This is a genomic window from Enterococcus sp. 3C7_DIV0644 (assembly GCF_002141235.1).
In the GTDB taxonomy this organism is placed as follows: Bacteria; Bacillota; Bacilli; order Lactobacillales; family Enterococcaceae; genus Enterococcus_D; species Enterococcus_D entomosocium.
Genome location: NZ_NGLK01000001.1, coordinates 2,338,043 through 2,350,663, shown reverse-complemented (window position 1 = coordinate 2,350,663; position 12,621 = coordinate 2,338,043). Strand labels below are relative to the sequence as shown.

Genomic DNA, 12,621 nt, shown 5'->3' with positions numbered 1-12,621 from the left:
CTCATTGGATTGGTCTGGTGTTCTCCTTATTCATCAAAGGTAGGAATGTCTTCTGGTTGCGGCTCAATCAAGACTTTCCGCGGCTTGCTGCCTTCAGAAGGTCCCACGACACCTTGATCTTCTAATTCATCCACTAACCGAGCCGCTCGGTTATAGCCGATGCGGAAACGTCGCTGCAAGAGAGAAACGCTGGCGGTCTGCATTTCCACCACAAGGGCTTTGGCATCTTCGAACAGCTCATCTTGCGGTTGTCCGCTGCTGCCGGCACTCGTTTCTTCCTCAGTGACCATCATTTTTTCTTCATAATTGGCTTCTTGCTGATCTGTCACGAATTCAACCACTCGTTCGACTTCTTGGTCGGAAATAAAGGCCCCTTGGACCCGAATCGGTTTGTTCTCACCCATCGGCAGATACAGCATGTCGCCGCGGCCCAGCAGTTTTTCGGCCCCGTTCCCATCAATGATGGTCCGAGAATCGACACCGCTGGAAACAGCAAACGCCATCCGTGATGGAACATTGGCTTTGATGATCCCTGTAATGACATCCACACTTGGTCGTTGCGTTGCTAAGATCATATGGATACCAGCTGCCCGCGCCATTTGTGCCAAACGAATGATGGCATCTTCGACTTCGTTGCTAGCAACCATCATCAAGTCAGCTAACTCATCAACGATCACCACAATGAATGGCAAGATCGGACGATTTTCGCCATCTTCTAAATTCTTATTGATTACTAAATCGTTGTAGCCAGTAATATTTCGGACCCCAGTTGCCGCAAATTTTTCGTAGCGTTCTTCCATTTCCTTGACCACTTTTTGCAACGCTTGCGCCGCTTTGCGAGGATTGGTCACAACGGGTGTCAAGAGATGGGGAATCCCATTGTAAACATTTAATTCAACCATTTTCGGGTCGATCATCATCAGTTTGACTTCATGGGGTTTTGCCCGCATCAAAATACTGGTGATGATGCCGTTGATGGCTACGGACTTCCCGCTCCCGGTCGATCCGGCAATCAAGAGATGGGGCATTTTCGTTAAGTCTGCCGTTTGGACACGGCCAGAAATATCGCGTCCTAAAGGTACTTCTAATAGTTTATCTGGATGATCTGGTTGGGCTTCGATCACTTCTCGGAATGAAACCATGCTGACTGCGCTGTTTGGAACTTCGATCCCAATCAATGATTTCCCTGGGATCGGCGCTTCCATCCGCACATCTTTGGCGGCCAAGGCTAAGGCGATATCATCGGTCAACCCGACGATTTTGCTGACTTTGACCCCTACTGCTGGTTGAACTTCGAATTTGGTTACTGCTGGTCCTAAGCTAGCTTTGACGACTTTTGCGTCAACACCGAAGCTTTGGAAGGTGGTTTCTAACACACCAATATTTTGTTCGATCTTTTTGTACTCGCTGCTTTGATCCGTTGAAGGGATCGAATCGAGTAATTGCGCTGAAGGCAATTCATAATCACGATTTTCAGCTTCTTCCGAAATCTCAAATTCCAATACTTCACCATCGTCATCGAGGATCTCCCCGTCTTCGTTGACCTTTTTGCTTGGTCCCGGTTTGTTTCCTGCTGGATGCGGTGCTTGAGCGGCCTCTGGTCCCGTCGCTTGCGGCAATTCTTGGAAGTGGTCGATGGGTACAAAGCTCAGCTGCTCTGGTTCAAAATCAACTGGCGCTTGCATCTGCTGTTCTTTTGCTGATTTTTCGTCTTCTGTCATTGGTCGGACTTGATTCTTTTCTTTGATCTCCGCCATGACTGCTGCTCGCTCGGCTTCTTTTTTGGCTTCTTTCGCCGCTTGTTTCTCTGCTGCTCGTTCTGCTTTGCGGGCTTCTCGTTCGGCTTGCTTTTCTGGAGAGCCTTCTAACAACCGCTGCAGCTTGTCACCAGCTGCTTGCAGGTGCTCCACTAACTCGTGGCTGCTCATTTGGCTGAACAAGAACGCCCCGATCAGCATGAGTAAAACAGCGATGATGTAGCTGCCGATCTGGGAAACAAGAAAATAGGTCGCCCCATAAAGCATGGCGCCAATCATTCCGCCCCCGACATTTTGGGTCACTTGGCTGCGCCGGATATCGCCTAACAGCGTCATCCACGTCGTTTGGAAGACATTGGCTTGTTCTCCCACCACATTACTAAAGATTTGCGCATGGAGGATGATCAGTAAGCCAAAATACACCAATACACAGCCAATCACTCGCCGAATACTCTTAAACCGAGCATCGGTCGTTTTGATCGCTAACCAGACACCATAAGCGGCTAGGGCAACACTCAAAAATTGGTACGTGTTTCCGCCAACGATCCGAAACCCGTTGGCAATCAAGGTTCCTAAAAAACCTAAATGGAAAAAGCCAAATATCGAAAACAAGACAAAGAGCAGGCCGACGCCGACCAGCATTAATTTCTCTTGCTGTTTTTGTTGTTTTTTTGTTTTGCGTTTCTTTGCGCGTTTTTTTTGCGCCATTTCTATCCCTCTTTTCATCTTTCCCTATTATAACGAAAAAAGAAGGCGAACAAAAGTTTTCCTGTGAGAAATTTTGGTTAGCTGTTGGAATTTAAGGAAAAAAGAGGATGTCTGCCAGATAGAGCAGTGATCATCCTCTTTTTAGTTGGTGAACAAATTCAGCGACTGTATAGACAATCAGTCCTGATGATTTAAAATCAGCTGTATTGGTCGTTACTAGACTGTCGATTTGATTTCGCTTCGCACAAGCTGCTAAAACAGCATCTTCAAAATCTGTCATTGTTGAATCAAGCGCCTGAACGCAATCTGCTTCCGTGACTGTTAAGACGGTATGCACTTGGATCAGTTTTTTGACTTCCCTCCGAGCATCGACTCCTGCTGCTCCATCGAGAATATAGAAAAGATCCGTTAATGTACTTGCCGTAATCACGCCCTCGCAAAGTCCATAGATAGAACTGTTGTATATCAGTTTGATGGCTTCTTGATGGCTTTTAGACCCTCTTCCTAATAAATAGTCAAGGATCACATTGGTGTCAATCACGACTCGTTTGGCTTTGTATTTGGTCATGTTCCTTTTATTCTCCCAGATATTTTTTCCTACGCCGTTCGTTTCTTACTTTTTTGATGTCCACAACGTCAGGTGTTTCAAATGAATCTGCTAAAATGCCTTGCAAAGAATCGACTAAACGAAGTTTCTCCTCTGGGGACAACTCCCCTGCTGGTTGCTTTTCTGTAATAACTAACTGTTTTTTGCCATTGACTTCTTCTGCCAGTTCCATTTCTAGTTCAGAACCTACCTGGAGATCCAATTTTCGAATCATTTTCTTAGACAAGCGAACCCCTTGTCCGTTGCCCCACTTAATCAAATGAGCGGTCTCTTTATAATGTTCCATTCGGCTCACCCCTTTTTATCGGATTTTCCTTACTACCTATCATTATAACATGAGCACGCATATGTATACACAAGTATATACTTCAATCGTTCCTTCTTTACTTAGATACGCAAAAGAAATGAATGTATAAAAAAACACCAGCTGCTAAGCAGCCAGTGCCTCTTGTTGACTTGTTTTTAGTTTGGTGTGACGTCTTCGCCAAACCACTTTTCAGAGATTTCAGCAAAAGTGCCATTGTCTTGCAATTCTTTCAAACCATCATTGATTTTATCTGCCATGGCTTGATCGTCTTTCCGCACACCTACAGCAAAATCTTCTGCTTCAAAAGGACTTTCGATTTCGTTGAAGTCAGCGGTTTTGCCTGTTTGAGTCAAATAATATTCTGCGTAGACGCGGTCGATCAAAAGACCGTCGATCCGACCGTTTTCTAGATCGATAAAGGCTTCATTAAAGCTGGCATACAAGGTTGCGTCATTGCCGTCTACGAGATCCTTCAAAACTTCCGGTTGGTTGTTGAAGGTCTCATAACCAGAAGAACCTTCTTGGGCACCTAAGACTTTGCCCTCCATATCATCAAAGCTAGTAATGCCGCTTGATTTTGCTGTGACTAAGACTTGTTTGTTTTCCATATAAGTATCTGTAAACAATACTTTTTCTTCACGAGCTGCGGTCTTGGTATAACCATTCCAGATCATATCGATGGTGCCATTGCTTAGTTCGGTTTCTTTCATGGACCAATCGATTGGTTGAAATTTGACTTTGGTTCCTGTTAGATCCAAAATCGCTGTGGCTAAATCCACATCAAACCCAACGATGTTGCCTTGGTCGTCTTTAAAGCCCATCGGTACGAAGGTATCGTCTAGCCCGACGATCACTTCTTCTTTGTCAGCGGCACTGGTTGTGGTGTCATTACTGCTGCCGCACGCCCCTAATAAAAATACACTTGCTGCTGCGATTCCCGTCAATAGTAATTTTTTCATTTTTTTCTCCCCCTTATTCTCCTGCTACTTTTAATAATTGATCGCCGATATTTTCGGCAAAAACCAAATCATGGGTCACCACGATCTGGGTCACTCCTTCTTTTTTCAGATCCAAGATCAGCTGTTCGACTTGCTGTCTCAAGCCTGGATCTAAGGCACTGGTAGGCTCGTCATAAGCCAACACTTTGGGATTCATCGCCATCGCTCGTGCAATAGCCACTCGTTGCCGCTGTCCCCCGGACAATTGGAAGGGATATTGGCCTAGTAGGTCACTTAACCCTAGTTTTTCTGCCAACTGTTCGGCTTTTGCTGTATACGCGGCCTTGTCTTGTTTCAGCACCATTTTTGGTGCCAAAGTGATGTTTTCAAAAACCGACAAGTGCGGAAACAATTGGAAGTCTTGAAAGACGACACCGACGACTTGTTCTTGTTCTTTTGTGTCGGTGGGATCAAAGGCTTTGCCATCCAGCAAAAAGCTTCCAGAATCGATCGTTTCTAACCCAGCCAGTGTCCGAAGCAAGGTGGTTTTCCCGCCACCGGAAGGACCGACCACCGCTAAGATACTGCCGTCTTCGATCGTCAGGTCTAGCTGATCGATGACTTTTTTAGCGCTAAATGATTTTGATACTTGTTTTAGTTCTAACATACGTGGTTCCTCCTAACGGTAATAGTCCAGTTTGGTCTCGATTTGTTTTAACAATAACGTGAAGACGCCCGTCATCACCAAGTAGATCAAGCCGACCCCAACTAACGGAAGCAAGGTACTGTCTCGCTCCATGGCGATTTTTCCGATTCGCATCACGTCTGACAAGCCCAAGATGTAGACCAGAGATGTGTCTTTGACAAGATTGATGACTTCATTGCCGACAGATGGCAGGGTGATCTTGACGACTTGTGGGATGATGATTTTTTGGATCGTTTGGATTGGGGACAAACGCAAGACTTTCGCGGCTTCGTATTGTCCGGCTGGAATCGATTGGATCCCTCCACGGAAAATCTCGGCAAAATAAGCAGCGTAATTGATAATAAAGGCGATCAAGGCTGCTTCAAAGCGGTCAAAGACGATCCCTAAAATCGGCAGACCGTAGAAAACAAAGATCAACTGCAGCAATAAAGGCGTTCCTCGCATCAACCAAACGTAGACTTGCACGATCAATTTCAAAATACGCAGGCGACTGGCTAAAACAAAGGCAAACAAGATGCCTAAGGGAATGGACCCGATTAAGGTCAGTGCGAACAATTTAACGGTGATTCCGGTTCCTGAAATTAGTTGGGGCATAACATTGACTAAATACTCAAACATGGTGACTTCCTCCTTGATAGGTTTCAATTTCGCTTGGCAGAAAAACAGCTTAGCGACGGCTTACTCCGACGCTTATGTGGCGCTGTGCGTTGGCTGGTGAGGGCAACTGGCAAGTTTCATTTTTCTAAAAAAGAAAAACAAAAAAAGCGCACACTGGCATTTGCCAGAGGACGCTAGATACGTGGTTCCACCTCAATTTGCCTTTCCTTCACAGGAAAAGGCCTCGTGCAGTTCTTGTGATCCTTCCACTTTCGATTTTCGGTGAGCCGCAAAAAAAGAGAAAAAAAAACGTCCCCTAGCCATTACAGCTAAAGGACGTTATCAACGCGGTTCCACCTTTGTTTATCAGTGCTTCACAGCAACTGAACTCAGAAAGTCATCAATCAATGACTGCTGCTGTAACGGGCAAACCCGGTCTCTCCTACTTTTCTTTCGGAAAAACGACTCCAAGATGTGTTTCACAACCATGCGTTATCTCTTTGCACCAACCAGAGACTCTCTTCAAACAGCAAGCCTTGCTACTCTTCTTTTCGATGTCTGTTTCATTAAGTTGTGTCTTACTTTACTCGCTCTTAAAGAAAATGTCAAACATTTTTTCTGAAATTTTCGAAACTTTGTGGAATGCACCGATTTCGAGGGGAAGATTCAGGGTAAAGAACACGCAACTGCTTAACCGAAGTATGCTTCAGCTAAGGCTTGCCCTTGCTTGATTTTTGCCCATTGCTGCTCAGTCGAAAGCTCATTGCCGCAGTCACAAGAGGCAAAGCCGCATTGATGAGAAAGATAAAGCCGATCCTTAGGAATGATTTGACTAGCTTTGTCTAATAAGGCGATCACTCGCTCTTCATCGTCTAATGTGGCGGTTTTGCTGGATAATAAGCCTAAGACAACTTCCACTTCTGGGCGATCTTTCAGCGCTTCTAAAGCCGAGATATCACCGGCACGGTCATCATCCCACTCTAGGAAAAAGCGGTCATAATGCTGATCACGTAAGAATTTTTCGGCGATCGCTTTGTAGGTACCACTGGCTGCCGCGCGGCTTTGGTAATTGCCGCGACAATTGTGGGTCCAGACTTTTAATCCTAATTCGTGGGCGTAATCAGCGACTTCGTTGTTGATCGCCACGAATTCATCGGCTAACGCTTCTAAGCCGTCATTGCCTTGGGTGAAGAAGCTCTTGTCATTGTCTTCAGCAAATAGTTCCCATAAACAATCATCGAACTGAACGATCTCACCACCGGCTTCTCGGTATTCCTGCAAGAATTCCTTGTAGGCGTTAAGCAGCCCTTCCCGCAAGGCTTCTTTCGTTGGATATACCTGACCTTCACCAACGAGGTCGTTAAAGACAGTCAGCTCGGTAAACGCATGGGCAGCCCCCCAGACGGTGATTTTGACTGGCAGGTCGCCAGCTTGGCGTTTGGTTTCTTTAAACAATGTCAAATAATGATGGTTTTTGCCAGATAATGGTTCTGTGATCCGGATGCCGATGTCTTTACGCGTTTCAAAATGTCCACCGTCCAAATCTTCAAAGGCATACCCATGATCGGAGATATAGCGCTCAACGCCTTTTAATCCCCAGAGAAAATCCAGGTGCCACATCGAGCGGCCATGTTCGCCATCTGTGATGACTGTAATGCCGTGTTCTTTTTGCGCTGCAATGATGTCAGCGATCGCTTTTGCTTCCGTTTCTTGGTAGCCAGGAAACGCATCATAAAACGGGTAGCGGATGTCCTCCCGATGCTCGATTTGATTTTTGTAGTCCAATAAATCTTGTGGTCGTAACAATGACCCCACAAGTTGAAATTTGTCTGTTGCCATATCCATTCCTCCTATACAAAGTTTTCAAAATTGTTAGATTTATTCTAGCAAACATCTTATACTATAGATAATACTTATAAACTTATATATTCCATAGGCAATACCTATAACACAAAAAGGAGGTTGCTTCCCATGCGTATCCAGCAGCTTGAATATTTGGAAAAAATCGTAGAGACCGGCTCTTTCAATGAAGCCGCCAAACAGCTTTTCATCAGTCAGCCCTCCCTCTCTCAAGCCATGAAAGAGTTGGAAAAAGAATATGATCTGCAGCTGTTTTACCGCAGTAAATTAGGGGTGACCTTGACCGATGATGGCCGTTCCTTTCTCAATTATGCTCGAAATGTTTTAGACCAAGTCAATCTCTTGGACGAACGCTTTCGCAAAGACAGCCATCGCAAGCATGTTTTCAGTGTTTCTGCGCAGCACTATGCCTTCGTCGTCCACGCCTTCGTGGAGCTGGTCAAACAGTTAGGGGAAGATGAATTTCAATTCACCTTGCGGGAGACCCAAACACAAAATGTACTGGATGATATCCAGACGTTTAAGAGCGAATTGGGGATCATTTATCTGAATGATTTTAACACGACGGTCCTCACCCGTTTGATCCACGAAAAAGACCTGCAATTCATTCCTTTATTTGAAGCCAAACCTCACGTCTTCATCGGCCGAGAAAATCCCCTGACTCAGAAAAAAAGCATCACATTAGCTGATTTGGAACCTTATACCTATTTGTCGTACGAACAAGGGGAAACCAATTCCTTCTACTTTTCTGAAGAGATTTTAAGCACTTTACAACGCAAAAAACACATTCGCATCAGCGATCGTGCCACGATCTTCAATTTGATGGTGGGTCTCAACGGCTATACCATCAGCTCTGGGATCATCAGCAGTGAGCTGAATGACGAAAAAATCGTTGCGATTCCTTTGGAAGTCGATGATGCGATGACACTAGGTTACCTCAAACACAAGAAAATGGAACTGAGTGAGATGGCTTTGGACTATCTCGCCTTGTTGAAACAGCATATCAAAAATTACGGTTTCGACGTCTTTTAAAAAAACGATCCGCAGACAGTCGGTCGGGCTTCCTTGGTAAGGCGTCCCGACCCTGTTGCGGATCGTTTTGTACTTATTTTGTTCTTAAATTGTCTTACGTTGGTGTTATGGAGAAAAAATCAACGCAATGGTTTCCATTCCCACTCTTCGACTTCGGCGATATCATAGCCGTTTTCTCGAATAAAGTCATGGTGATACGCAACGGTGTCTGCCATTTTTTTGGCAAAGTCCGTTGCTTTTTCTCCATAGACCCATTCGGCGGCGTCTTTGGCTAAGTGGAAGCGATCCAATTCAGAAAGGATCCGCATATCAAACGGTGTCGTGATGTCGCCATTTTCTCGGTACCCATGAATATGAAGCTGTTGGTTGCGACGGCCAAAGAAGATGTCGCGAATCAGTCCTTCATACCCGTGGAAAGCAAACACGATCGGTTTGTCTTTCGTAAAGTAGGCTTCGAATGCTTCATCGCTCAACCCACGAGGATCGACTTCTGGACGACGCAATTTCAATAGATCGACCACATTGATGAAGCGGACTTTCAACTCTGGGAAGGCTTCAATCAGCAAGGAAACAGCAGCTAATGCTTCCAAATTCGGTTCCGTCCCGGCAGCTGCGATCACGATGTCCGGTTCTTGTCCTTCATCTGTCGATGCCCAGTCGATGACTTTCAAGCCATCTTTGACAAGCACTTTCGCTTCATCCGCCGAATAAAACTGCGGACGTGGGTGTTTCGAAGAGACCACTAGATTGATCTTTTCTTCAGAAGCGAGCGTTTCTGCCATGACAGCCATCAAGCTATTGGCATCGGCTGGCAAGTAGACCCGCACAAAGTCGGCTTTTTTCTCTGCAATATGGGTCATGATCCCTGGATCTTGGTGGGTGTACCCATTATGGTCTTGTTGGAAGACCGTTGATGAAGCGATCAAATTCAATGAGGGGTACGGGTTGCGCCAGTCAAGATCATGGGCTTTTCGTAACCATTTGAAGTGCTGCGTGATCATAGAATCAACGACTCTTAGGAATGACTCGTAGCTGGCAAAGAAGCCATGACGCCCCGTCAGCACATAGCCTTCCAAGAAGCCTTCTGCTTGATGTTCTGATAATTGTGAATCAATCACACGGCCCACTGAAGACAGCCATTCATCATAATCAGGATGTTTTGGCTCCAACCATTGGCGGTCCGTGACTTCGAACACATGGTTCAACCGATTGGATTTGGCTTCATCTGGGCCAAAAATGCGGAAGTTGTCAGGATTTTCTTTGATGATGTCACGGGCAAATTTCCCAAAGACCATCATATCTTGGGCCGTCGTTTCCCCTGGTGTCTCAATCGCAATGGCATGTGCTTGCCAATCTGGCAAGCGTAGCGGTTGCGGATCGATCCCCCCGTTGGTGATTGGGTTGACAGCCATCCGTTGCTCCCCTTTTGGCGCCAATTCTTGAATCTCAGCGTTGATGCGGCCGTTTTCGTCAAAAAGCTCTTCTGGACGATAAGACTGCAGCCAATCCGTCAAAGCATCCACGTGTTCCATATGTTTCGCATTGACAGGGATCGGCACTTGGTGGGCACGGAAGCCCCCTTCAATCGGCTCGCCATCCCAGACTTTCGGTCCAGTCCACCCTTTTGGTGTGCGAACGATTAAAACAGGCCAATGAGGCATAGCGGCTTCTTCCGCAGAACCTTTGCGGGCTTCTGCTTGGATCGCGTGGATCTGTTCGATGGCTTGATCCATCTTCTGTGCCAATTGCGGATGAACGGCTTCTGGATCGTCCCCTTCTACGAAATAAGGGGTCCAACCCATGCCTTCAAAATATTTCGTGAGATCTTGGTCACTTTTACGAGCCAAAATCGTTGGATTGGCAATCTTGGCGCCATTCAAATGCAAGATAGGCAAAATTGCGCCATCATTGACTGGGTTGATAAAGGTATTTGAAAACCAGCTGCCCGCTAATGGTCCGGTTTCGGCTTCACCATCACCGACCACTACTGCTGCAATGACATCGGGATTGTCTAAAATAGCTCCGGTAGCGTGGGCGATGGAATAGCCTAGCTCGCCGCCTTCATGGATCGAACCTGGCGTTTCAGGTGCCGCATGAGAAGCGATCCCACCTGGGAAAGAGAAGGTTTTGAATAGATGTTTCATCCCTACTTCGTCTTGGGTGGCTTTTGGATAGATCTCGCTGTAGCTGCCGTCTAAATAAGCATTCGCAACCATGACTTGTCCGCCATGGCCTGGTCCTTCGATATAAAACATGTTTAAGTCGTACTTATTGATGACGCGATTGAGATGGGTGTAAATAAAATTTTGTCCGGCGATCGTTCCCCAGTGACCAATTGGATTCACTTTCAAGTCTTTTTCTTCGATGGGGCGGCGCAATAAGGGATTGTCTTTCAAATAGATCTGACCAACGGAAAGGTAGTTGGCTGCTCGCCACCAAGCGTTCATTTTCTGATAATACTCTGGTGTATCGTAGGTTGTCTTCATTGTGCTCCTCCTTTTAGTCCATTGTTCCACTCTTACATAAAAGTCTATGCCCCCTATATTTAAAAGTCAATTTTGCTGATTGCTGGTGCTTTCAAGGGTTTGCTTGTCCGCACTTTACAGCCAGAAGGAAAGAAAGCTTAAGAAAAACGCAAAGAAACCGCCGGCATCGCCAACGGTTCCTTTTGTGATTGGGTACTTATTTGATCGTTACGTATTCTAATCCTACAAGTTTCGCCCATGTTTCGATCTGATCAGAATTTAGGACAAGTGAGACAACGGTGTGATGGCCACCGCCTGTTTCGATCCACTGTTTGACGCCATCGTGGAAGTTTGGTTTTGGCGTCCACATTACTCGTGCAACCGGTAGTTTTGGTGCTTCTTCAGTTGGCTCAAAGGCATCGACTTCATTGATCAATAATTTGTAGTGAGTGCCAAAGTCGGCCATCGAAACCACGACACCTTCGCCGCCTTGGCCGTCAAACACGAGCCGGGCTGGGTCTTCACGATCCCCCATCGACAATGGCGAAACCACGATTTTTGGTTTGCTGGCTGCTAATACCGGATCGACTTCCATCATGTGGGATTGCAAGATGGCTTCTTTTCCTGGTGTCAGCTCATAGGTGTAGTCTTCCATAAAGCCAGTCGCTTTATTGTGAGCCATGATTTTCATCAAACGGTCAATAGCGGCTGTTTTCCAGTCCCCTTCACCGGCAAACCCATAGCCTTCTGCCATCAAGCGTTGTACAGCTAAACCAGGCAACTGCTGCATACCATACAAGTCTTCAAAGTTCGTGGTGAATGCCGTATAGCCGCCTGCTTCAAGGAAGCGGCGCAGACCGATTTCTTGTTTGGCTTGTGCTTTGACATGACGTGCCCACTCTTCTTTGTCGTAATCGCCATAATCGAAATCATACAGCTGGCTGTATCCTTCAAAGAGTGCATCGATTTCTTCGTCAGTCACCGCATCGACAACTTGTACCAAATCGCCGATCCCAAAATAATCAACGGTCCAACCAAATTGGATCTGTGCTTCGACTTTGTCGCCTTCCGTCACCCCAACGTTACGCATGTTGTCGCCAAAACGAGCGACTTTAATTTGGAAGCTTTCATTGTAGCCGACTGCCACGTCCATCCAAGCAGCAATTTCTTTTTGGATGGCTTCATTTTTCCAATAACCGACAACGATTTTGTTTTGCTTTTTCAAACGGGCATTGATAAATCCGTATTCTCGGTCACCATGAGCCGCTTGGTTCAAGTTCATAAAGTCCATATCGATGGTTTCCCATGGAATTTGTTCATTGTATTGAGTGGCAAGGTGCAGCAATGGTTTTTGTAATAATTTCGTGCCGCGAATCCACATTTTTGCAGGTGAGAAGGTGTGCATCCAGGTGATCACCCCAGCGACTTCATCCCGATAGTTGACTTCTTTCATGATTTTCGTAATCGTATCGGCAGTAACAGCGAGTTCTTGTAAAACAACTGGATAAGGCAGCTTTGAGCTGTCATTTAAGCTTTTGACCATTTCTTCTGCATGATCCCGTACTTCTTGTAATGCTTCTTCTCCATATAAGTGCTGTGATCCTACGACGAACCAAAATTCTTTTTTCCCGATTTCTAACATTC

At 46.0% G+C, this 12,621-nt stretch carries 10 protein-coding genes and 1 other annotated feature; of the genes, 1 reads left to right on the top strand and 9 read right to left on the bottom strand.

Going from position 1 to position 12,621, the window contains the following annotated elements:
* Window positions 1-26 precede the first annotated feature (26 nt).
* The 7 genes from A5877_RS11150 to A5877_RS11120 all read right to left on the bottom strand — a co-directional run bounded on the left by A5877_RS11150 (window position 27) and on the right by A5877_RS11120 (window position 7,465).
* Window positions 27-2,465, bottom strand: a complete 2,439-nt coding sequence (locus tag A5877_RS11150; protein WP_086316835.1) for a DNA translocase FtsK — start codon at window positions 2,463-2,465, stop codon at window positions 27-29.
* A 130-nt stretch (window positions 2,466-2,595) separates the two neighbouring features.
* Complete coding sequence (locus A5877_RS11145) at window positions 2,596-3,033, bottom strand: PIN domain-containing protein (RefSeq protein WP_016611400.1); 438 nt, start codon at window positions 3,031-3,033, stop codon at window positions 2,596-2,598.
* A gap of 7 nt (window positions 3,034-3,040) precedes the next feature.
* Window positions 3,041-3,358, bottom strand: coding sequence for a toxin-antitoxin system, antitoxin component, AbrB family protein (locus A5877_RS11140; protein ID WP_086316834.1), 318 nt, complete (start codon window positions 3,356-3,358; stop codon window positions 3,041-3,043).
* Between the two features lie 176 nt (window positions 3,359-3,534).
* Window positions 3,535-4,338 carry an amino acid ABC transporter substrate-binding protein gene (locus tag A5877_RS11135; RefSeq protein WP_086293899.1) on the bottom strand — a complete coding sequence of 268 codons (804 nt, stop codon included), beginning with the start codon at window positions 4,336-4,338 and terminating at the stop codon, window positions 3,535-3,537.
* 13 nt (window positions 4,339-4,351) lie between these two features.
* A complete protein-coding gene (locus A5877_RS11130; RefSeq protein ID WP_086316833.1) occupies window positions 4,352-4,984 on the bottom strand; it encodes an amino acid ABC transporter ATP-binding protein in 633 nt (210 codons plus the stop codon).
* A gap of 12 nt (window positions 4,985-4,996) precedes the next feature.
* Window positions 4,997-5,641, bottom strand: a complete 645-nt coding sequence (locus A5877_RS11125; protein ID WP_005232226.1) for an amino acid ABC transporter permease — start codon at window positions 5,639-5,641, stop codon at window positions 4,997-4,999.
* Window positions 5,642-5,949: 308 nt separating this feature from the next.
* Window positions 5,950-6,184, bottom strand: a binding site (T-box leader).
* A gap of 126 nt (window positions 6,185-6,310) precedes the next feature.
* Window positions 6,311-7,465, bottom strand: coding sequence for a cobalamin-independent methionine synthase II family protein (locus A5877_RS11120; protein ID WP_176273453.1), 1,155 nt, complete (start codon window positions 7,463-7,465; stop codon window positions 6,311-6,313).
* A gap of 126 nt (window positions 7,466-7,591) precedes the next feature.
* Between A5877_RS11120 and A5877_RS11115 the strand changes: the two genes are divergently transcribed.
* The gene (locus A5877_RS11115; RefSeq protein ID WP_086316831.1) at window positions 7,592-8,512 is read left to right on the top strand and encodes a LysR family transcriptional regulator; all 921 of its coding nucleotides are present in this window, start codon (window positions 7,592-7,594) and stop codon (window positions 8,510-8,512) included.
* Between the two features lie 119 nt (window positions 8,513-8,631).
* Here A5877_RS11115 and A5877_RS11110 read toward each other — a convergent pair whose 3' ends face one another.
* Window positions 8,632-10,998, bottom strand: a complete 2,367-nt coding sequence (locus A5877_RS11110) for a phosphoketolase (RefSeq protein ID WP_008376128.1) — start codon at window positions 10,996-10,998, stop codon at window positions 8,632-8,634.
* Between the two features lie 196 nt (window positions 10,999-11,194).
* On the bottom strand, window positions 11,195-12,619 hold the full coding sequence (araA, locus tag A5877_RS11105) for an L-arabinose isomerase (protein WP_008376130.1): 1,425 nt from the start codon (window positions 12,617-12,619) through the stop codon (window positions 11,195-11,197).
* Window positions 12,620-12,621 lie beyond the last annotated feature (2 nt).

What these genes read in the sequence shown, in the direction of transcription:
- A5877_RS11150 (WP_086316835.1), bottom strand. Translation starts at nt 2,465, where the DNA reads ATGGCGCAAAAAAAACGCGCAAAGAAACGCAAAACAAAAAAACAACAA.
- A5877_RS11145 (WP_016611400.1), bottom strand. Translation starts at nt 3,033, where the DNA reads ATGACCAAATACAAAGCCAAACGAGTCGTGATTGACACCAATGTGATC.
- A5877_RS11140 (WP_086316834.1), bottom strand. Translation starts at nt 3,358, where the DNA reads ATGGAACATTATAAAGAGACCGCTCATTTGATTAAGTGGGGCAACGGA.
- A5877_RS11135 (WP_086293899.1), bottom strand. Translation starts at nt 4,338, where the DNA reads ATGAAAAAATTACTATTGACGGGAATCGCAGCAGCAAGTGTATTTTTA.
- A5877_RS11130 (WP_086316833.1), bottom strand. Translation starts at nt 4,984, where the DNA reads ATGTTAGAACTAAAACAAGTATCAAAATCATTTAGCGCTAAAAAAGTC.
- A5877_RS11125 (WP_005232226.1), bottom strand. Translation starts at nt 5,641, where the DNA reads ATGTTTGAGTATTTAGTCAATGTTATGCCCCAACTAATTTCAGGAACC.
- A5877_RS11120 (WP_176273453.1), bottom strand. Translation starts at nt 7,465, where the DNA reads ATGGATATGGCAACAGACAAATTTCAACTTGTGGGGTCATTGTTACGA.
- A5877_RS11115 (WP_086316831.1), top strand. Translation starts at nt 7,592, where the DNA reads ATGCGTATCCAGCAGCTTGAATATTTGGAAAAAATCGTAGAGACCGGC.
- A5877_RS11110 (WP_008376128.1), bottom strand. Translation starts at nt 10,998, where the DNA reads ATGAAGACAACCTACGATACACCAGAGTATTATCAGAAAATGAACGCT.
- araA (WP_008376130.1), bottom strand. Translation starts at nt 12,619, where the DNA reads ATGTTAGAAATCGGGAAAAAAGAATTTTGGTTCGTCGTAGGATCACAG.